Source organism: Bradyrhizobium sp. ISRA430, from assembly GCF_029909975.1.
In the GTDB taxonomy this organism is placed as follows: domain Bacteria; phylum Pseudomonadota; class Alphaproteobacteria; order Rhizobiales; family Xanthobacteraceae; genus Bradyrhizobium.
In genome coordinates this window covers 3522235-3539500 of sequence record NZ_CP094516.1, presented here as the reverse complement: position 1 = coordinate 3539500, position 17266 = coordinate 3522235, and the positions used below count along the sequence as shown (strand labels likewise).

Sequence of the window (17266 nt, the reverse complement as noted above, 5' to 3'; positions counted from 1 at the left end):
GGAAGCTCTGGAGTGTAGACATGAACGCCTGGACGTTGCCAGTGGCCGCTCCGGCGCTATCCTCTTGCACGACAGCAATGCCGATCAAGCGGAGCGGGCGGCATCGCGCGCATCGTGGCCGCGCTTCGAACGAGGGCCAACACACCATGAACCCTGCCCAACGCGCACTCTGGTATGTCGAGAGCCATCTTTGCCGAGCCGATGACGCTCGACGAGATCGCTGCGGTCGGCGGCGTATCGCGGTTCCACATGGTGCGCGCGTTTGCCACAGCGACCGGGCTTCCAGTGATGCGTTACGTGCGCGGGCGGCGGCTGACGGAGGCCGCGCGTCTCCTTGCCAAAGGCGCGCCCGATATCCTGTCACTGGCGCTGGAGGCGGACTACGGCTCCCACGAAGCATTCACCCGCGCGTTCCGCGACCATTTCGGCGCCACGCCCGAAGCGGTGAGGGCGGCAACGTGCGTCAAGGACCTCAAGCTTCAGGAGCCGATCCTCATGGACTCCACCATGCTCGACACTCTCACAGCCCCGCGTTTCGAAACCGCAAAGACCTTTCTCGTCGCCGGCCCCACCGAGCGCATCTCTTGCGACAACGGCGCCGTCATCCCGGGCCTGTGGCACCGTTTCCACCAGGAGGTCGCCGACATTCCTGCGCGCATTGGCCAGGGAGAATATCAAGTGGCCTATGGCGTCTGCTGCAACGGCGATGACGCCGGCAATTTCGACTACATCGCTGGCGTCGAGGTCGCCGATTTCTCCGACCTGCCGCGCCGCTTCGGTCGCATCCGCATTCCCGAGCAGCGCTATGCGGTGTTCACCCACGCCGAGCACGTCGCCTCGATCCGCCGCACCGTCAACACGATCTGGAATCAATGGCTGCCGGCCTCTGGCCTGAAAGCTGCGGACGCGCCGAGCTTCGAGCGCTATGACGAGAGGTTCGATCCCGCGACCGGCAATGGCGGCTTCGAGATCTGGCTGCCGGTCAAGGAGTAAAGCGGTTTTCCGAAAGATCATGCTCAAATAACAACCGAGAGCGCGATGACAGTCCTCATCGCGCTTTACCGCGCAGGGCTGGCATACCTGCCCGCTTGCTTGGCAAGGCTCAGTGACTTTGTCATAACCGCAGGCAAATCTTGCCTGCGGGGCCCGCGCCGGACATCCCGTGCAAGCCATAACAAGCAGCCGGGAGGTCCCAAAATGTCCAACGTCCGCGTTCTCGCCACCGACCTTGAATTTCCCGAAGGGCCGGTCGTGATGCCGGACGGTTCGGTCGTGCTGGTCGAAATCCGTGGCCAGCGCCTGACCCGCGTCTATCCCGATGGCCGCAAGGAGATCGTCGCCAAGGTTCCGGGCGGCCCGAATGGTGCCGCGCTCGGGCCCGACGGTAAGATCTATGTCTGCAACAATGGCGGCTTCTCCTGGATCCCGACCCGCACCACGATCATGCCGGGACCGCAGCCCGATGACTATCTCGGCGGTTCGATCCAGCGCGTCGACCTGCAATCCGGCAAGGTCGAGACCGTCATGACGAAGTGCGGCGAGCACGATCTGCGCGGGCCGAACGATCTCGTCTTCGACAAGCACGGCGGCCTGTGGTTTTCCGATCTCGGCAAGCGCCGCGCGCGCGAGATGGACGTCGGCGGCATGTATTACCTCAAGCCCGGCATGAAGGAGATCGTCGAGGTCGTGCACGGCGTGCTGCCGGCGAACGGCATCGGGCTGTCGCCGGACGAGGCCACCGTCTACATCGCGGAGACGCCCACGGGGCGGCTCTGGGCCTACGAGCTCTCCGCGCCGGGCACGCTCAAGCCGCGCGATGCGATCTACCGCGGCGAGCGCGGAAAGCCGATCTGCGGCCTCGGCGGCTACCAGATGTTCGACTCGCTTGCGGTGGAGGCAAACGGTAATGTCTGCGTTGCGACCCTCGTCTCCGGCTGCATCTCGGTGATCGCGCCCGACGGCACGCTGGTCGAGCAGGTGCCGACCGGCGACCGCGTCACCACCAACATCGCCTTCGGCGGCCCCGAGCTGAAGACCGCCTACATCACGCTGTCGGGCAGGGGCGAGCTGATCGCCATGGACTGGCCGCGCGTCGGTTTGCCACTTAATTTTCTAAACAAGTGAGCAATGCCTGTAGTAGTTACCGTCATTGCGAGGAGCGAAGCGACGAAGCAATCCAGGAATGCATCCGCGGAAAGATTCTGGATTGCTTCGCTTCGCTCGCAATGACGTAAGGAGACACCTTCAATGCCCTGGCCGGATCCCATTACCCTGCGCGGACAGCATGCCCGTCTCGAGCCGCTGTCGCATCAGCATCGCGAGGGGCTGGTGGAGGCCGTGAAGGACGGCGAGCTCTCGAAACTCTGGTACACCGCGATTCCCCTGCCGGAGAACATGGGCAAGGAAATCGACCGCCGTCTCGGGCTCCAGGCCGCCGGCTCCATGCTGCCGTTCACCGTGTTCGATGCCGCAGGGAAAATCGTCGGCATGACGACCTACATGAATATCGATGCCGCCAATCGTCGCGTCGAGATTGGCTCGACCTGGTATGGGAAGAGCGCGCAGCGTGGGCCGCTCAATACGCAGTGCAAATTGCTGCTGCTCCAGCACGCCTTCGAGACACTGAACTGCATCGCGGTCGAGTTCCGCACGCATTTCTTCAATCACCAGAGCCGCCGCGCGATCGAGCGTCTGGGCGCCAAGCAGGACGGCATATTGCGCAGCCACCAGATCGCGCCCAACGGCACGCTGCGCGACACAGTGGTTTACAGCATCACCGCCGCGGAATGGCCGACGGTGCAGGCGCATCTGAATTATCAACTCAACGACAAGCCGCGCTGAGCGGCTTCTGGCGGATACCATGGATAGATTTGATTATGTGATCGTCGGCGCGGGCTCGGCCGGCTGCGTGCTGACCAGCCGGCTCAGCGAAGACCCCGCTACCAGCGTCTGCGTGCTCGAGGCGGGCCCCAGCGACTGGCATCCCTACATTCACCTGCCGGCGGGCTTCATCAAGACCTTCCACATGAAGAGCATCAACTGGGCCTACCAGCAGGAGCCGGGGCCCTGGACCGGCGGGCGCAGCATCTACGCGCCGCGCGGCAAGACGCTCGGCGGCTCGTCCTCGATCAACGGCCATATCTACAACCGTGGCCAGCGCATGGATTTTGACACCTGGGCGCAGATGGGCAATCGCGGTTGGGGTTACGCCGACGTGCTGCCATACTTCCGGCGGCTGGAGAAGCGGGTGGGCGAGGGCGAGGCGCTCTATCGCGGCCGTGAGGGCCGTCTCACGGTCACGACGATGGATTGGCGCGATCCGCTCTGTGAGGCCTTCATGGAAGGTGCGGTGTCGCTCGGCATTCCCCGCAACCCCGATTACAACGGCAAGACCCAGGAAGGCGTCTCCTACTGCCAGCGTACCATCAACAACGGCCTGCGCGTCTCCGGTTCGACCGCGTTCCTCAAGCCCGCGATGAAGCGGCCCAACGTGCATGTGCACACGCATGCGCATGCGACCGAGATCATCTTCGAGGGCAAGCGCGCCGTCGGCGTGCGCTACATGAAGGGCGGCCGTGGCGGCCATCCTGTCGAGGTGCGCGCCAACAAGGAAGTGATCCTGTCCGGTGGTACCTATAATTCGCCGCAGCTCTTGCAGCTCTCCGGCATCGGCTCACCCGATTTGTTGCAGGCCCACGGCATCACGGTGCGTCACGCGTTGCCGGTCGGCGAGGGTCTCCAGGACCATTACGCGCCGCGTACGGTCGCGCGCGTCAAGGACATCAAGACCATCAACGAGCTGCGCCGAGGCCTCTCGCTCTGGGTCGAGGCGCTGAAATGGGCCATCACGCGCCGCGGCCTGCTGTCGCTGTCGCCGACTATGGTCTATTGCTTCTGGCATTCGGGCGAGAGCGCGGAGAGCTCCGACCTGCAGCTCACCTTCACGCCGGCGTCCTACAAGGAAGGCGTGCAGGGCCAGCTCGAGGACGAGCCCGGGATGACGGTCGCCTCATGGCAGCAGCGCCCGGAGAGCCGCGGTTATGTCCGCATCCGCTCGGCTGACCCGTTTGCGCCGCCGATCATCCAGACCAACTATCTCGACGCCGAGCTCGACCGTCGCGTCGTCGTGGGCGGGATGAAGCTCGCGCGGCGCTTGCTGAAATCCGCGCCGCTGTCGCCCTATTACGCGTACGAGGATTTCCCCGGTCCGAACGTCAACACCGACGACGAATTCCTGCACGCCGCAACTCAGCGCGGTACCACCACCTTCCACCCCGGCTGCACCTGCCGCATGGGCCCTGCGGATTCGACTTGGGCGGTGGTCGACGACCAGCTTCGAGTCCACGGCCTCGAAGGCCTGCGCGTGATCGACGCTTCGGTGATGCCGCGCATGATCTCGGCGAACCTGAATGCGTCGACCATGATGATCGCCGACCGTGCCTCGGACTTGATCCGCGGCAAGCAGCCCATGGAAGCCGCGCGCATTCCGGATGCGGCGGTGGCGTAGCGCGAATTCGCCGCAACCTCGTTTCGTCATTGCGAGCGCAGCGAAGCAATCCAGAGTCCTTTCCGCGGAGGGATTCTGGATTGCTTCGCTGCGCTCGCAATGACGAAATCGAGAGAGCGCGCCAACGCCCTCCAATGTCGTCCTGGCGAAAGCCAATAGTTTGTAGGATGGGTAGAGCGAAGCGAAACCCATCATCTCGCAGCGTTTGCGTTGGACGCGATGGGTTTCGCTTCGCTCTACCCATCCTACGAGGCATCCCAGCCGCCTACACCTCCCGCCGGCTCAGGAACGCCAGCCGCTCGAACAGGTGCACGTCCTGCTCGTTCTTGAGCAGCGCGCCGTGCAGCGGTGGGATCAGTTTTCGCGGATCACGCTCGCGGAGCTGCTCGACGCTCATGTCTTCGTTGAGCAGCAGCTTCAGCCAATCGAGCAGCTCGGAGGTCGACGGCTTCTTCTTCAGGCCGGGCACCTCGCGCACCTCGAAGAAGATGCGCAAGGCTTCCTCGACGAGGCGCTTCTTAATGCCGGGGAAGTGGACGTCGACGATCCGGCCCATGGTCTCGGCGTCCGGGAATTTGATGTAGTGGAAGAAGCAGCGGCGCAGGAACGCGTCCGGCAGCTCCTTCTCGTTGTTGGAGGTGATCATCATGATCGGGCGCTGCTTCGCCCTGATCGTCTCGCCGGTCTCGTAGACATGGAATTCCATGCGGTCGAGCTCGAGCAGCAGGTCGTTCGGAAACTCGATGTCGGCCTTGTCGATCTCGTCGATCAACAGCACCGGGCGCTGCTCGGCGGTGAAGGCCTCCCACAGTTTGCCGCGCTTGATGTAGTTCTTGATGTCGGACACCCGCGCATCGCCGAGCTGGCTGTCGCGCAGGCGCGACACCGCGTCATACTCGTAGAGGCCCTGCTGCGCCTTGGTGGTGGACTTGATGTGCCAGGTCAAAAGCGGCGCGTTCAGCGCCTTCGCCACTTCCTCGGCCAGCACCGTCTTGCCGGTGCCGGGCTCGCCCTTGATGAGCAGCGGCCGCTCCAGCACGATCGAGGCGTTGACCGCGACCTTGAGATCGTCGGTCGCAACATAGTCCTTGGTGCCGGTAAATTTCATTGCGCGTCCTTAGTTGATCGTCGGCGCGAGCCTTTGGCTTCGGGCCGACAAAAGGAACGGCCGCTCGAAGCGGCCGTTCCTTGGGTTCGGTCAAGCGTTCAGACCCGTTTTATCAGCGAAAGGATGACCAGCACAATCACCGCGCCGATCGTGGCGTCCACGATGGCGCCGAAGGTGCCGGTAGCGAGCTCGATGTGAAGCTGCGGCAGCACCCAGCTCGCGACCAGCGCGCCGATGATGCCCACCACGATGTTGCCGATCAGGCCAAATCCCGCCCCGTGGACAATTTTCCCGGCGAGCCAGCCGGCGATCGCGCCGATGATCAGCGCTGCGATGATTCCCATGATAAAGATCCCCAAAGCCAAGCCTCAAGCGGCTCAATTCTAGAGCAAATAGTGCCCCGGTCCAGCTTCGAGGGGCGGACGGCGCCCCTTGACGGCAGCCACCCGACGGGCAATCTGTCACTCATGTTCCTGCAATTCTTCACCTCATTGCGCGATGCGCAGGTCCCTGTGACGCTGCGCGAATACCTCACGCTGATGGAGGCGCTGGATGCCGACCTCGCGGATTACACGGTCGAGAATTTCTATTACCTGTCGCGCTCGGCGCTGGTGAAGGACGAGCGCAACCTCGATAAGTTCGATCGCGTCTTCGGCACGGTGTTCAAGGGACTGGAAAGCCTGCTCGACGCCATGGAGAAGGCGGAGATCCCCGAGGAGTGGCTGAAGAAGCTCGCGGAAAAGTACCTCACCGAGGAGGAGAAGAAGCAGATCGAGGCCATGGGCTGGGACAAGCTCATGGAGACCTTGAAGAAGCGGCTCGAGGAGCAGAAGGGCCGCCACCAGGGCGGCAGCAAGTGGATCGGCACCGCCGGCACCTCGCCGTTCGGCGCCTATGGCTACAATCCGGAAGGCGTGCGCATCGGCCAGGAGAAGAACCGCAACAACCGCGCCGTGAAGGTGTGGGACAAGCGCGAGTTCAAGGATCTCGACGGCAATGTCGAGCTCGGCATCCGCAACATCAAGGTGGCGTTGCGCCGTCTGCGCAAATTCGCGCGCACCGGTGCGCCGGACGAACTCGATCTTGACACCACGATCCGGGAGACCGCCAATCACGGCTATCTCGACGTCCACATGCGGCCCGAGCGGCGCAATGCGGTGAAGGTGCTCGTCTTCTTCGACATCGGCGGCTCGATGGACGCGCATATCGAGCAGGTCGAAGAGCTGTTCTCGGCGGCGAAGAGCGAGTTCAAGCACATGGAGTATTTCTACTTCCACAACTGCCTCTATGAAGGCGTGTGGAAGCAGAACAAGCGCCGCTTCACCGACCGCACGCCGACCTGGGACGTGCTGCACAAATATCCGCACGACTACAAGGTCGTGTTCGTCGGCGACGCCTCGATGTCGCCCTACGAGATCATGGTGCCGGGCGGCTCGGTCGAGCACGTCAACGAGGAGCCCGGCTCGGTTTGGCTCGAGCGCATCATCCGCACCTATCCGCATGCGGTGTGGCTCAATCCGGTGCAGCAGAAGCACTGGGACTATTCGGAATCGACGACTATCATCCGCCGCATCTTCGCCAATCGCATGTTCCCGATCACCATCGAGGGTCTCGAAGGCGCGATGAAGGAGTTGACGCACTAGCCACCGCCGTCATTCCGGGGCGCGACGAAGTCGCGAACTATGATGCGCAATTGCGCATCTGAGAATCCATCGGGCCGCGGCGTTGGTGGAGAAATGGATTCCGGGTTCGATGCTGCGCACCGCCCGGAACGACGAGAGAGAAAAGAGGGAGAAGCACATGCCCCAGACCATCAGCCGCGGCATCAAGGCGCTGATCGACGAGGCCAATGCCGAGATCGAGACGCTCACAGCCAAGGACGCGATCGAGATCTCCAAGACCGGCGACGTCGTTATCGTCGACATCCGCGATCCCAGAGAGATCGAGCGCGACGGCCGCATCCCTGGCGCGTTCGCCTGCACGCGCGGCATGCTCGAATTCTGGATCGATCCGCAGAGCCCCTATGCAAAGCCGATCTTCCAGGAGGACAAGAAGTTCGTCTTCCACTGCGCAGGTGGCCTGCGCTCCGCGCTCGCCGCCAAGACCGCGCAGGACATGGGCCTCAAGCCCGTCGCCCACATCGCCGGCGGCTACGCCGCCTGGCGCGACGCCGGCGGCCCGACGGAGAAGTGGGAGCCGAAGAAGAAGGGGTGATCGAGTGGTCTACACTCGCTCCACCCGTGATTCCGGGCTCCACCCGTCATTGCGGGGCGCGACGAAGTCGCGAGCCCGGAATCCATCGGGCGACGGGGTTTGTGGATGAATGGATTCCGGGCTCGCGCTGACGAAAAGGAAATGCATTGATGACCACCCCCACCGATCCCCTCGTCTCCACCGACTGGCTCGCCGCTCACATTGACGATGCCAACGTGAAGGTCCTCGACGCCACCTTCAAGCTGCCGGGCGTGCTGCCGCTGCCGAAGGACGACTATTTGGCCGCGCACCTGCCGGGTGCCGTGTTCTTCGACGTCGATGCGGTGTCGGATCATTCCAATCCGCTGCCGCACATGTTTCCGAGCGCCCAACAGTTCGGCCGTGACGTCGGCAATCTCGGCATCTCCAATGCCGATACGGTGGTGATCTACGATGCCGGCGGCTGGGTCGCCGCGCCGCGCGCGTGGTGGATGTTCCTGTCCTATGGCCACGGCAATGTGCGCATTCTCAATGGCGGGCTGAAGAAGTGGCGCGCCGAGGGACGTCCCGTCGAAAGCGGCGAGGTGAAGCCTAAGCCTGCGACCTTCAAGGCGAGCTATGATCCGAAGCGCGTGCGCAGTATGGAGCAATTGATCGCCAACGTCGAAAGCAGCAAAGAGCAGGTGATCGATGCGCGCGCCGCCGACCGCTTCGAGGGCCGGGCGCCTGAGCCGCGGCCGGGCATCCGCTCCGGCCACATCCCCGGCGCCCGCAACGTGCCCTACAATCTGCTGTTCGATGCCGCGACCGGCACGATGAAGCCGCTCGACGATCTGCGCGCCGCCTTCACCGGCGCCGGCGTCAAGCTCGATGCGCCGATCGTGACGAGCTGCGGCTCCGGCGTGTCGGCCGGCGTGTTGACGCTGGCGCTCTATCGGCTCGGGGTCACCGACTCCGCGCTCTACGACGGCTCGTGGTCGGAATGGGGCCAGGCCGGCGGCCCGCCGGTCGCGACCGGGCCCGCGTAAGCCTTATTGGCGGGCGCGTGTGGCCGTCGCGGCCTGCGTCGGCTGCTGCTGCGCGAACGGAAAATAATAATACGTCTGCTGCACCGGCTGAGGCGGCGGTGGGCGCTGGACGATGCGGCGCCGCTTCTTCACCTTGTGCGCGCGCGGCTTGGTCGTCTTGCTCTCCGGTGTGCTGCTGTCGGCTTTTGCGTTGCCCGGCAGATCCTTTGGTGCCGTGGTCGCTGGCTCGCTCAGCGCGGCCACTTTGGCCGTAGCGCTGTCGGTCGCAGGCGAGGCCACGACAACCGTTGCCTCGGACGGCTGTGCTTCGGCGACCGCAGCGGCCGGCGCGGGTTTGTCCGCGGGGATGGAAGCGGTCGTGTCGGCCGGGGTCAGCGTATCCGTGGGCGGGGCGGCCGCAGCCTCCGTCCTGACCGCCTCGGCGGCGGGGGTCTCCGTGGCCGACGGCGCCGTGGCGAGGGGCGCGATGTCGGCGGCTTGCGGCTCGGGCTGAGATTGGGCTTCAAGCGTCACCGCGGCGAGCTGCTCGGGCCCGACCTCGACCGCGGGCAGCGAGATCGTCGGGACCTGGTCCCGCAGCGACGGCTCGGCCTCATCGGCCACGGGCTCGGCCGGCTCGGGCTCCGCGCGCAATGCGGCGAGGACCGGCTGGGCCTGCGCGGAGACTTGGGCAAACACCTGCTCCTGCGGGCCGTTCCGCCAGGAGGGATTGTTGACGTACTGCTCGTGGGTCGTCCGCAGCAGCGCGGCGGCCCCTAGGCCGAACACCAGGATGGCGGTTGACAGCAGGATCGCGGCAAACAGGAAGCGAAAGCCGGGAAGCATCGAAGGATACGGATTTCCGCTCTGGCGGTGACGGCCAGGGCCCTTGAGCCATCTGAACGCGGTGACGGTACTGATTGCCGCGTTCGCCGCGCGGGGTCGAAGCTCAAAGCGAGACGAATCAGGCTGATTTGACCTTACCGCAACCCCTCGGTGCCGTTCCCCTAAAAAACGGCGGAAGACTCCGGCAATCTACGGCCTGATGCGATTTCCGCCCCGTGATGCACCGGAGCAACGGTCACGCAGCGGATCACAAATCGCCAAATCGGGGCAAATAACCCTGATATGTCTTGAATGTGCCGCGATCTTCGGTCATGTGCGCGTTAACGGTCCGGTCGGGCCTGGGGACTATACAAGAGCGATGATGATCAAACATTTTCTGACGATATGCGCTGCCGCAACCGTCGCTGCGGCGGGAACCTCGCTCGCGCAGGCTCAGACCTATCCGGTGCAGCAGGCGCCAAGCTATGGCGCTCCGTCCGAATATCGTCCCGGCGATCGCGTGCCGAATTTCGACGCGCTGGACGAGGACGATGACGCCGTGCCGCAGAACTCCGCGGCGTTGCCGCCGCCCGGCCCCACCGGCCCGGTGATGTCGCCCGACGATCCCCGCTACGGACGTCCCGCAGGTGCGCCTCCGGTCTATTCGGCGGCCCCGCCCCAAGGCCCGGTGATGTCGCCGGACGATCCCCGTTATGGACGTCCCGCCGGTAGCCCGACCTATTCGGCCGCCCAGCCGCAGGGCCCGGTGATGTCGCCCGACGATCCTCGCTACGGCCGCCGTGATGGCCCGCCGCCGGTGATCTATGCCGATCGTCCGGCGCAGGCGACCGCCAGCGACGGCCTGCGTCCTCCGGAGTCGGTCAATGGTCCAGGGGCGACCGGAGCGGTCGGGCAGCAGCCCGCCGTCGGCAGCGACGGCCGACCGATGACGGTTGCCTCACTGCCGCCCGAGGAGCAGCCCGACGCCGCGCCCGCGCAGTTGCCGCCGAATCTGCGCCGCCAGGAAGTCGCGTTCCAGACCAAGGAGCCGGCCGGCACGATCGTCGTCGATACGCCGAACACCTACCTCTACTACATCCTCGGCAATGGTCGCGCGATCCGCTACGGCGTGCGCGTCGGCCGCGATGGCTTCACCTGGACCGGGGTGCAGAAGATCACCCGCAAGGCGGAGTGGCCGGATTGGCATCCGCCGACGGAGATGATCGAGCGTCAGCCCTATCTGCCGCGCTTCATGGCCGGCGGTCCCGGCAATCCGCTCGGCGCCCGCGCGATGTATCTCGGCTCGACCGTCTACCGCATCCACGGCACCAACCAGCCGTCGACGATCGGCAAGTTCGTGTCCTCCGGCTGCATCGGCATGCTGAACGAGGACGTCTCGGACCTGTTCGACCGCGTCAAGGTCGGCACCCGCGTGGTGGTGATGCCGGGCGGCCCGGCGCCGGGAACGGCGACTGCGTCTGCTGCGCCGACGACCGGCGCGGCCGCGCCCGCTCCGATGTCCGCCCAGGCCGGCCCGGTCGCGGGCACGCAGCCGACGGTGGTGCCGCCGCTGCCGGCGCCGGTGACGGTGCGCTAAGCCGGCTGACGATTATCCGAACGACAAGCGGCGCGTGTGCTTCGGCCACGCGTCGCTTTTGTTTGGCGCCTGCCGGTTCGGCTGTCCATTCGCGCCGTTGAATCCCCGCATGCGTCGACTACTTGCCTAAGTGGTCAACGAATTCGAGGAGCGCAGAATGCGAGTCTTTGTTGCAGGCGCGACCGGCGCCCTGGGACGTCACCTTGTTCCCATGTTGGCCGCGAATGGGCACCAGGTCGTTGGATCGACGCGAAGCCCCGCGAAAGCTGACCTCATCAAGCGGATGGGCGCGGAACCGGCTATCGCCGATGGCCTCGATGCGAACGGCATGCGCGCAGCGGTAATCTCGGCAACTCCCGACGTCGTGATCCATCAGATGACGGACCTCGCGGCAGCAACCGACCTTCGGCATTTCGACCGTGCATTCGCCAGGACCAACGAACTGCGCACAAGGGGAACCGACATTCTGCTGGCGGCCGCGCGCGAAGCCGGCGCCCGGCGTTTCATTGCGCAAAGCTTCTGCGGCTGGACGTTCAGTCGCTCGGGGGGAGCGGTCAAGGCCGAGACGGACGAGCTCGATCCGCATCCGCCTGAGGAACTACGCCGTACGCTCGAGGCGATCCAGTATCTCGAGCGGACCGTTACGGCGTCAACCGCTCCCGAAGGAATCGTCCTACGCTACGGATTCTTCTACGGCGCCGAAACCGGCACCCTGTCGCCCGCGATGCGCGACCAACTTTTTCGTCGACGGGTGCCGCTCGTCGGCGACGGTGGCGGCTACTGGTCATTCATCAATACCGAGGATGCCGCTTCCGCCACTCTGGCGGCGATCGGGCATGGCGTTCCCGGCAACATCTACAACATTGTCGATGATCACCCGGCGCGAGTCAGGGAGTGGTTGCCGGCGCTGGCGGGGCTATTGGGCGCAAGACCGCCATTTCATGTTCCGGCCTGGCTTGGCCGGCTGCTCGCCGGTGAGCATATGGTGGCGATGATGACCCAGGTGCGCGGCGCATCCAATGCCAAGGCAAAGGACGAACTCGGATGGCACCCTGCGCACCCGTCATGGCGTCAGGGATTCGCTGAGCTTGCGACGACGTCGGGAGCCGAGCGCTCTGCGGCCTGAGGCGCGGCCCTCTCAGGCGAGCTTGCGCGGCAGCTCGCTGCCTTTGGTCCAGGCGTCGATCGCCTCGACCATCTGGCCGTAATGGATCCGCAGGCCGTCCTCGGTCGCGTAGCCGAGATGCGGCGTCAGCACGAGATTGTCGAGCTTGCGGAACGGATGATCGACAGGTAGCGGCTCGACCGAGAACACATCGATGCCGGCGCCAGCGATCTTCTTCTGCTGCAACGCCTCCAGCAGCGCCGCCTCGTCGACGATCGGTCCGCGCGCGCTGTTTATGAGAAACGCCGTCGGCTTCATCCGCGCGAGATCGGCAGCTCCGACCAGTCCGCGCGAGCGCGGGCTCAGCACCACGTGGATGGTGATGATATCGGCCTTGGCGAACAGCTCCTCCTTGCTGGCATAGCCGACGCCGACCTCCTTGCACTTCTCGGGCGTGAGATTCGGGCTCCAGGCGATCACGTTCATGCCGAAGGCCTTGGCGATGCCGGCGACTTTGCTGCCGAGCTTGCCGAGCCCGACGATGCCGAGCGTGCGGCCCTCGATCTCGATGCCGGCGAACGTCTGCCAGGGTTCGCCCGCATGCATGCGCGCATTCTCGCGGCCGATGCCGCGGGTCAGTTCAAGGATCAGGCCCATGGTCAGCGCGGCGGTCGGATCGCGGGAATATTGCGTGCCGGCAATCGCAACGCTGCGCGCCTTCGCAGCCTCCATGTCGATCGATGCGTTGCGCATTCCGGAGGTGAGTAGCAGCTTCAGCTTTGGTAGCGCTCCGAACAGACTCTTTGGGAATGCGGTTCGCTCGCGCATCGCACAGATGATCTCGAAATCGGCAAGCGCGCCGGCCGCGGCCTGCTCGGAGGCGAACGGATGGCTGAACACGGTGACGTCGACGCGGTCGGCGAGTTTCGGCCAGTCGGCGACGTTGAGGGCGATGTTGAAATAGTCGTCGAGAATTGCACAGCGCAGCCGCGTCATCAGCGTTCATCCATGGCGAGAGGTGATGGCGTAAGCGGGGGCGCCATCGTCGGAACCCGGCCATGGTTGCGCGCAATCAGACCCGCGCGCAAGCCGCTCGCGTCTTCAAAAATCCGATATGCAGGGAGGAAGGGGCTCAGAGGTCGCGGGGCTTCAAGCGCAACGGCGCATCGATCCCGTGCTTGGCGCGCCAGGCCGGACCGGGGCCGCGCATGTAGTGCAACTCGGGACGATAGGGGTTGAAAGCGGTGGCGAAGAAGCCCTTCCAGAAGCTCTTGATCTCCGCGACGAGGCTGGCGGAACGGCCGGCTTCCGCCGGTACGGGAAGGGAGGTGGTCTCGATCAGAGCCATGATGCGGCCTCTTTGTTCTCCCCGCTCGTTCTGCGCGGGTGGCACTTTTTTCAGTGCTGAGGCGAGCTTTGGCCTGCTTTATTAAAAAATGGTTTCAATTGTCCGGATCGGTGTCCGCATGGTGTCCGTTCCGTATTCATCCTTGGTGAACGATCGGAAAACATTGCCCTTTCGGGACGGGATCGCTACATCGGCGGCAGCAAATTTCCTCAAATCGAAGGTTTCACGGGACCGATGGCGCGCCAGTTCATCTATTTCATGCAGGGCCTGACCAAGAGCTACCCGACCCGCAAGGTGCTCGATAACATCCACTTGTCGTTCTACCCGGACGCCAAGATCGGCGTCCTCGGCGTCAACGGCTCGGGCAAGTCGACACTGCTCAAGATCATGGCCGGCCTCGACAAGGAGTACTCGGGCGAGGCCTGGGTCGCCGAGGGCGCCCGCGTCGGCTATCTCGAACAGGAACCGCACCTCGATCCCAAGCTCTCCGTGCGCGAGAACGTCATGCAGGGCGTCGCCAAGCAGAAGGCGATCCTCGACCGCTACAACGAACTCGCGGTCAACTACTCCGACGAGACCGCCGACGAAATGACCAAGCTGCAGGACGAGATCGAGGCCCAGAGCCTCTGGGATCTCGACAGCAAGGTCGATCAGGCCATGGACGCGCTGCGCTGTCCGCCCGACGATGCCGACGTCACCAAGCTCTCCGGCGGTGAGCGCCGCCGCGTCGCGCTGTGCCGGTTGCTGCTCGACCAGCCGGAGCTGCTGCTGCTGGACGAGCCGACCAACCATCTCGATGCGGAATCGGTGTCGTGGCTCGAAGGTCACTTGCGCAACTATCCCGGCGCGATCCTGATCGTCACCCACGACCGCTACTTCCTCGACAACGTCACGGGCTGGATCCTCGAACTGGATCGTGGCCGCGGCATTCCCTATGAGGGCAACTACTCGTCCTGGCTGGTGCAGAAGCAGAAGCGCCTGGAGCAGGAGGGTCGCGAGGAGGCTGCCCACCAGAAGACGCTCGCTCGCGAGCAGGAGTGGGTCGCGTCCTCGCCGAAGGCACGTCAAGCCAAATCCAAGGCGCGTTATCAGCGCTATGAGGAGCTGCTCAAGAAGGCGAGCGAGAAGCAGACCCAGACCGCGCAGATCATCATTCCCGTCGCCGAACGTCTCGGCGCCAACGTGGTCGACTTCGAGGGCCTCAGCAAAGGCTTTGGCGATCGCCTTCTGATCGACGATCTCACCTTCAAGCTGCCGCCCGGTGGCATCGTCGGCGTGATCGGCGCCAACGGCGCCGGCAAGACCACGCTGTTCAAGATGATCACCAAGCAGGAGACCCCGGACAAGGGCACCATCACGGTCGGCGAAACCGTGCATCTCGGCTATGTCGACCAGTCGCGCGATGCGCTCGAAGGCAACAAGACCGTGTGGGAGGAGATCTCCGGCGGCAACGAGCTGATCCTGCTCGGCAAGAAGGAAGTGAACTCGCGCGGCTACTGCTCGGCATTCAACTTCAAGGGCGCGGACCAGCAGAAGAAAGTCGGCGCGCTCTCCGGCGGTGAGCGCAACCGCGTGCATCTCGCCAAGATGCTCAAGTCCGGCGCCAACGTGCTGCTGCTCGACGAACCGACCAACGATCTCGACGTCGACACGCTGCGCGCGCTCGAAGAGGCGCTGGAGGATTTCGCCGGCTGCGCTGTCATCATCAGCCACGATCGCTGGTTCCTCGACCGCATCGCCACCCACATCCTCGCGTTCGAAGGCGACAGCCATGTCGAATGGTTCGAGGGCAACTTCCAGGACTACGAGAAGGACAAGATGCGCCGGCTCGGCCAGGACAGCATCATCCCGCACCGCGTGAAGTACAAGAAGCTGACGCGGTGATTTCAGCATGATGCGGCGGACGCTCATCGCTGCAGTGATTGTGCTCACCTGCGGCTGGTCGTCCGCCCGGGCGGCCGATGCCGCCTTTAGCCAGTTCATCGCCTCGCTCTGGCCGGAGGCGCAGGCGGCCGGCGTGTCGCGCGCGACGTTCGACGAACAGACGCGCGGACTCGAGCCGGACTACAAGCTGCCCGATTTGATCCTGCCGGGACGGCCCGCGACCGGCGCGCCGTCGCAGGCCGAGTTCGTGCAGGTGCCGGCGGACTACATCAGGGAAGCCTCGATCGCGCGGCTTGCGGGCGAGGGACAGCGGTTGCTGCAAAAATATCGCCCTGCGCTGACGCAGATCGAGAAAAGCTCCGGCGTGCCCGCGACCGTCATGCTCGCGATCTGGGGCCGCGAGACCGACTATGGCCGCTATACGCTGCCCTACGATCTCGTCCGCGTGCTCGCGACACAGGCCTATGTCGGCCGGCGTAAGGACACATACCGCAATGAGTTCATTCTCGCGCTGAAAATCCTTGGCGAGGGCGCGGTGACGCGCAAGGACATGCGCTCATCCTGGGCCGGCGCGACCGGGCTGACGCAGTTCCTGCCGTCGGAATATTACAAGCACGGCGTCGATTTCGAGGGCGATGGCCGCATCGACATCTGGCATTCGGTGCCGGACGCGCTGGCCTCGGCCGCGCAGCAGCTCGTCAACAAGGGCTGGCAGAGCGGCGTGCGCTGGGCCTACGAGGTGCAGGCGCCGGCGAAGGTCGATTGCACGGCGGGTGTGCCCGAGGTGACGAAGCCGATCAGCCAGTGGATGCGCGAAGGTTTTGTGCCGGTACGCGGGCAAAAGTTGAGTGCCGCCGAGCAGGCACAGCCGGCCTCGCTGCTGCAGCCGGAAGGCATTTACGGTCCCTCGTTCCTGACCACGAAGAACTACTTCGTCATCAAGGAATACAATTTCTCCGACCTCTATGTGCTGTTTGTCGGCCATCTCAGCGACCGCATGACGAGCCCGCTGTCGTTTGCCACACCGTGGTCAGCCTCGAAGCAGTTGCGCACCAAGGACGTCGAGACAATGCAGCGTGGCCTCACGCGCATCGGGCTCTACAAGGACAAGATCGACGGCAAGGCCGGCATGCAAACCCGCGCCGCGCTTGGGACGTATCAGAAGTCGGCGGGGCTGAAAGTGGATTGCTGGCCGAGCGAAGAGGTGCTGCGCTCGATCGAGGCGGCGCGCTAGCGAGCCTCAGTTTCCCGCCAAAGAAAAAAGCCCGGCCGATGTGCTCGGCCGGGCTTCGATCGCGGCGCCTCACGCGCCGTGCGATCAGGTCAGTAGCAGACGCGAACCGGGCGAACGACCCAGCCGTAGCCGTCCCAGTACCGCTCACGGCGCCAGTAGCAGGGTGCCGGCGGCGGGGGCTCGGCCACGTAAACGGGGCCGCCATAGGCGGGACGGCTCGACGCAATGGCGCCGCCGACGATGGCGCCGCCGATCAGGCCGGCCGCGATGCCGGCGCCGACGCCGTCACCGGCTTTCGCGGGCGGAGTGGCGGTCACCAGCGAACCGGCGACCGTCGCAACCGTAAGGGCGGCAACAAAAGTCTTCTTCATGCTCTTGGCTCTCCTGGGAGATGGACGCTCCTTAGTTAGGAACGCCAGGGTTTCAAAGGTTCACGCACACTCTGATGGAATTGGCCG

Annotated in this window: 16 protein-coding genes and 1 pseudogene; 11 read left to right on the top strand and 6 right to left on the bottom strand. The window is 64.7% G+C overall.

The genetic code is table 11. From position 1 onward, the window contains the following. The first annotated feature begins 146 nt into the window (after nucleotides 1-146). The 4 genes and pseudogenes from MTX21_RS16950 (at nucleotide 147) to MTX21_RS16935 (ending at nucleotide 4507) form a co-directional block, all read left to right on the top strand. Nucleotides 147-993 (top strand): annotated as a pseudogene (locus MTX21_RS16950) (AraC family transcriptional regulator). 204 nt (nucleotides 994-1197) lie between these two features. Then, on the top strand, nucleotides 1198-2124 hold the full coding sequence (locus MTX21_RS16945) for an SMP-30/gluconolactonase/LRE family protein (protein WP_280965915.1): 927 nt from the start codon (nucleotides 1198-1200) through the stop codon (nucleotides 2122-2124). A 123-nt stretch (nucleotides 2125-2247) separates the two neighbouring features. After that, nucleotides 2248-2841 carry a GNAT family protein gene (locus tag MTX21_RS16940; protein ID WP_280965914.1) on the top strand — a complete coding sequence of 198 codons (594 nt, stop codon included), beginning with the start codon at nucleotides 2248-2250 and terminating at the stop codon, nucleotides 2839-2841. A gap of 19 nt (nucleotides 2842-2860) precedes the next feature. Then, nucleotides 2861-4507 carry a GMC family oxidoreductase N-terminal domain-containing protein gene (locus MTX21_RS16935; protein WP_280965913.1) on the top strand — a complete coding sequence of 549 codons (1647 nt, stop codon included), beginning with the start codon at nucleotides 2861-2863 and terminating at the stop codon, nucleotides 4505-4507. Between the two features lie 265 nt (nucleotides 4508-4772). Here MTX21_RS16935 and MTX21_RS16930 read toward each other — a convergent pair whose 3' ends face one another. Then, nucleotides 4773-5615: a MoxR family ATPase gene (locus MTX21_RS16930; protein ID WP_280965912.1), complete on the bottom strand. Its 843-nt coding sequence runs from the start codon at nucleotides 5613-5615 to the stop codon at nucleotides 4773-4775. A 98-nt stretch (nucleotides 5616-5713) separates the two neighbouring features. After that, the gene (locus tag MTX21_RS16925; protein WP_280965911.1) at nucleotides 5714-5959 is read right to left on the bottom strand and encodes a GlsB/YeaQ/YmgE family stress response membrane protein; all 246 of its coding nucleotides are present in this window, start codon (nucleotides 5957-5959) and stop codon (nucleotides 5714-5716) included. Between the two features lie 123 nt (nucleotides 5960-6082). On the opposite strand from MTX21_RS16925, the gene MTX21_RS16920 reads away from it, so the two are divergent. From MTX21_RS16920 to sseA, 3 genes are all read left to right on the top strand, one after another. Further along, on the top strand, nucleotides 6083-7258 hold the full coding sequence (locus MTX21_RS16920) for a VWA domain-containing protein (RefSeq protein WP_280971079.1): 1176 nt from the start codon (nucleotides 6083-6085) through the stop codon (nucleotides 7256-7258). Between the two features lie 157 nt (nucleotides 7259-7415). Beyond that, on the top strand, nucleotides 7416-7829 hold the full coding sequence (locus tag MTX21_RS16915; protein ID WP_280965910.1) for a rhodanese-like domain-containing protein: 414 nt from the start codon (nucleotides 7416-7418) through the stop codon (nucleotides 7827-7829). 149 nt (nucleotides 7830-7978) lie between these two features. Beyond that, a complete protein-coding gene (gene sseA / locus MTX21_RS16910) occupies nucleotides 7979-8836 on the top strand; it encodes a 3-mercaptopyruvate sulfurtransferase (protein ID WP_280965909.1) in 858 nt (285 codons plus the stop codon). 3 nt (nucleotides 8837-8839) lie between these two features. On the opposite strand, the gene MTX21_RS16905 is transcribed toward sseA, so the two are convergent. Next, nucleotides 8840-9661 (bottom strand): hypothetical protein, encoded by an 822-nt coding sequence (locus tag MTX21_RS16905; RefSeq protein ID WP_280965908.1) that lies wholly within the window; start codon nucleotides 9659-9661, stop codon nucleotides 8840-8842. Between the two features lie 361 nt (nucleotides 9662-10022). Between MTX21_RS16905 and MTX21_RS16900 the strand changes: the two genes are divergently transcribed. Together MTX21_RS16900 and MTX21_RS16895 are read left to right on the top strand one after the other, a co-directional pair. Beyond that, nucleotides 10023-11237, top strand: coding sequence for a L,D-transpeptidase (locus MTX21_RS16900; protein ID WP_280965907.1), 1215 nt, complete (start codon nucleotides 10023-10025; stop codon nucleotides 11235-11237). A gap of 157 nt (nucleotides 11238-11394) precedes the next feature. Next, nucleotides 11395-12363 (top strand): NAD-dependent epimerase/dehydratase family protein, encoded by a 969-nt coding sequence (locus MTX21_RS16895; protein ID WP_280965906.1) that lies wholly within the window; start codon nucleotides 11395-11397, stop codon nucleotides 12361-12363. Nucleotides 12364-12375: 12 nt separating this feature from the next. On the opposite strand, the gene MTX21_RS16890 is transcribed toward MTX21_RS16895, so the two are convergent. Both MTX21_RS16890 and MTX21_RS16885 read right to left on the bottom strand, forming a co-directional pair. Continuing rightward, the gene (locus tag MTX21_RS16890; protein WP_280965905.1) at nucleotides 12376-13338 is read right to left on the bottom strand and encodes a D-2-hydroxyacid dehydrogenase family protein; all 963 of its coding nucleotides are present in this window, start codon (nucleotides 13336-13338) and stop codon (nucleotides 12376-12378) included. Between the two features lie 136 nt (nucleotides 13339-13474). Beyond that, nucleotides 13475-13690, bottom strand: coding sequence for a hypothetical protein (locus MTX21_RS16885; RefSeq protein WP_280965904.1), 216 nt, complete (start codon nucleotides 13688-13690; stop codon nucleotides 13475-13477). 234 nt (nucleotides 13691-13924) lie between these two features. On the opposite strand from MTX21_RS16885, the gene ettA reads away from it, so the two are divergent. Beyond that, nucleotides 13925-15574 carry an energy-dependent translational throttle protein EttA gene (ettA, locus tag MTX21_RS16880; protein WP_280965903.1) on the top strand — a complete coding sequence of 550 codons (1650 nt, stop codon included), beginning with the start codon at nucleotides 13925-13927 and terminating at the stop codon, nucleotides 15572-15574. Between the two features lie 7 nt (nucleotides 15575-15581). After that, complete coding sequence (locus MTX21_RS16875) at nucleotides 15582-16808, top strand: lytic murein transglycosylase (RefSeq protein WP_280965902.1); 1227 nt, start codon at nucleotides 15582-15584, stop codon at nucleotides 16806-16808. Between the two features lie 89 nt (nucleotides 16809-16897). Here MTX21_RS16875 and MTX21_RS16870 read toward each other — a convergent pair whose 3' ends face one another. After that, entirely contained in the window at nucleotides 16898-17179 is a 282-nt protein-coding gene (locus tag MTX21_RS16870) for a hypothetical protein (protein ID WP_279375605.1), read from the bottom strand. Between the last annotated feature and the right edge of the window lie 87 nt (nucleotides 17180-17266).

What these genes read in the sequence shown, in the direction of transcription:
- MTX21_RS16920 (WP_280971079.1), top strand. Translation starts at nt 6,083, where the DNA reads ATGTTCCTGCAATTCTTCACCTCATTGCGCGATGCGCAGGTCCCTGTG.
- MTX21_RS16875 (WP_280965902.1), top strand. Translation starts at nt 15,582, where the DNA reads ATGATGCGGCGGACGCTCATCGCTGCAGTGATTGTGCTCACCTGCGGC.
- MTX21_RS16925 (WP_280965911.1), bottom strand. Translation starts at nt 5,959, where the DNA reads ATGGGAATCATCGCAGCGCTGATCATCGGCGCGATCGCCGGCTGGCTC.
- MTX21_RS16900 (WP_280965907.1), top strand. Translation starts at nt 10,023, where the DNA reads ATGATCAAACATTTTCTGACGATATGCGCTGCCGCAACCGTCGCTGCG.
- MTX21_RS16905 (WP_280965908.1), bottom strand. Translation starts at nt 9,661, where the DNA reads ATGCTTCCCGGCTTTCGCTTCCTGTTTGCCGCGATCCTGCTGTCAACC.
- MTX21_RS16940 (WP_280965914.1), top strand. Translation starts at nt 2,248, where the DNA reads ATGCCCTGGCCGGATCCCATTACCCTGCGCGGACAGCATGCCCGTCTC.
- MTX21_RS16915 (WP_280965910.1), top strand. Translation starts at nt 7,416, where the DNA reads ATGCCCCAGACCATCAGCCGCGGCATCAAGGCGCTGATCGACGAGGCC.
- MTX21_RS16895 (WP_280965906.1), top strand. Translation starts at nt 11,395, where the DNA reads ATGCGAGTCTTTGTTGCAGGCGCGACCGGCGCCCTGGGACGTCACCTT.
- MTX21_RS16935 (WP_280965913.1), top strand. Translation starts at nt 2,861, where the DNA reads ATGGATAGATTTGATTATGTGATCGTCGGCGCGGGCTCGGCCGGCTGC.
- MTX21_RS16930 (WP_280965912.1), bottom strand. Translation starts at nt 5,615, where the DNA reads ATGAAATTTACCGGCACCAAGGACTATGTTGCGACCGACGATCTCAAG.
- MTX21_RS16945 (WP_280965915.1), top strand. Translation starts at nt 1,198, where the DNA reads ATGTCCAACGTCCGCGTTCTCGCCACCGACCTTGAATTTCCCGAAGGG.
- sseA (WP_280965909.1), top strand. Translation starts at nt 7,979, where the DNA reads ATGACCACCCCCACCGATCCCCTCGTCTCCACCGACTGGCTCGCCGCT.
- ettA (WP_280965903.1), top strand. Translation starts at nt 13,925, where the DNA reads ATGGCGCGCCAGTTCATCTATTTCATGCAGGGCCTGACCAAGAGCTAC.
- MTX21_RS16885 (WP_280965904.1), bottom strand. Translation starts at nt 13,690, where the DNA reads ATGGCTCTGATCGAGACCACCTCCCTTCCCGTACCGGCGGAAGCCGGC.
- MTX21_RS16870 (WP_279375605.1), bottom strand. Translation starts at nt 17,179, where the DNA reads ATGAAGAAGACTTTTGTTGCCGCCCTTACGGTTGCGACGGTCGCCGGT.
- MTX21_RS16890 (WP_280965905.1), bottom strand. Translation starts at nt 13,338, where the DNA reads ATGACGCGGCTGCGCTGTGCAATTCTCGACGACTATTTCAACATCGCC.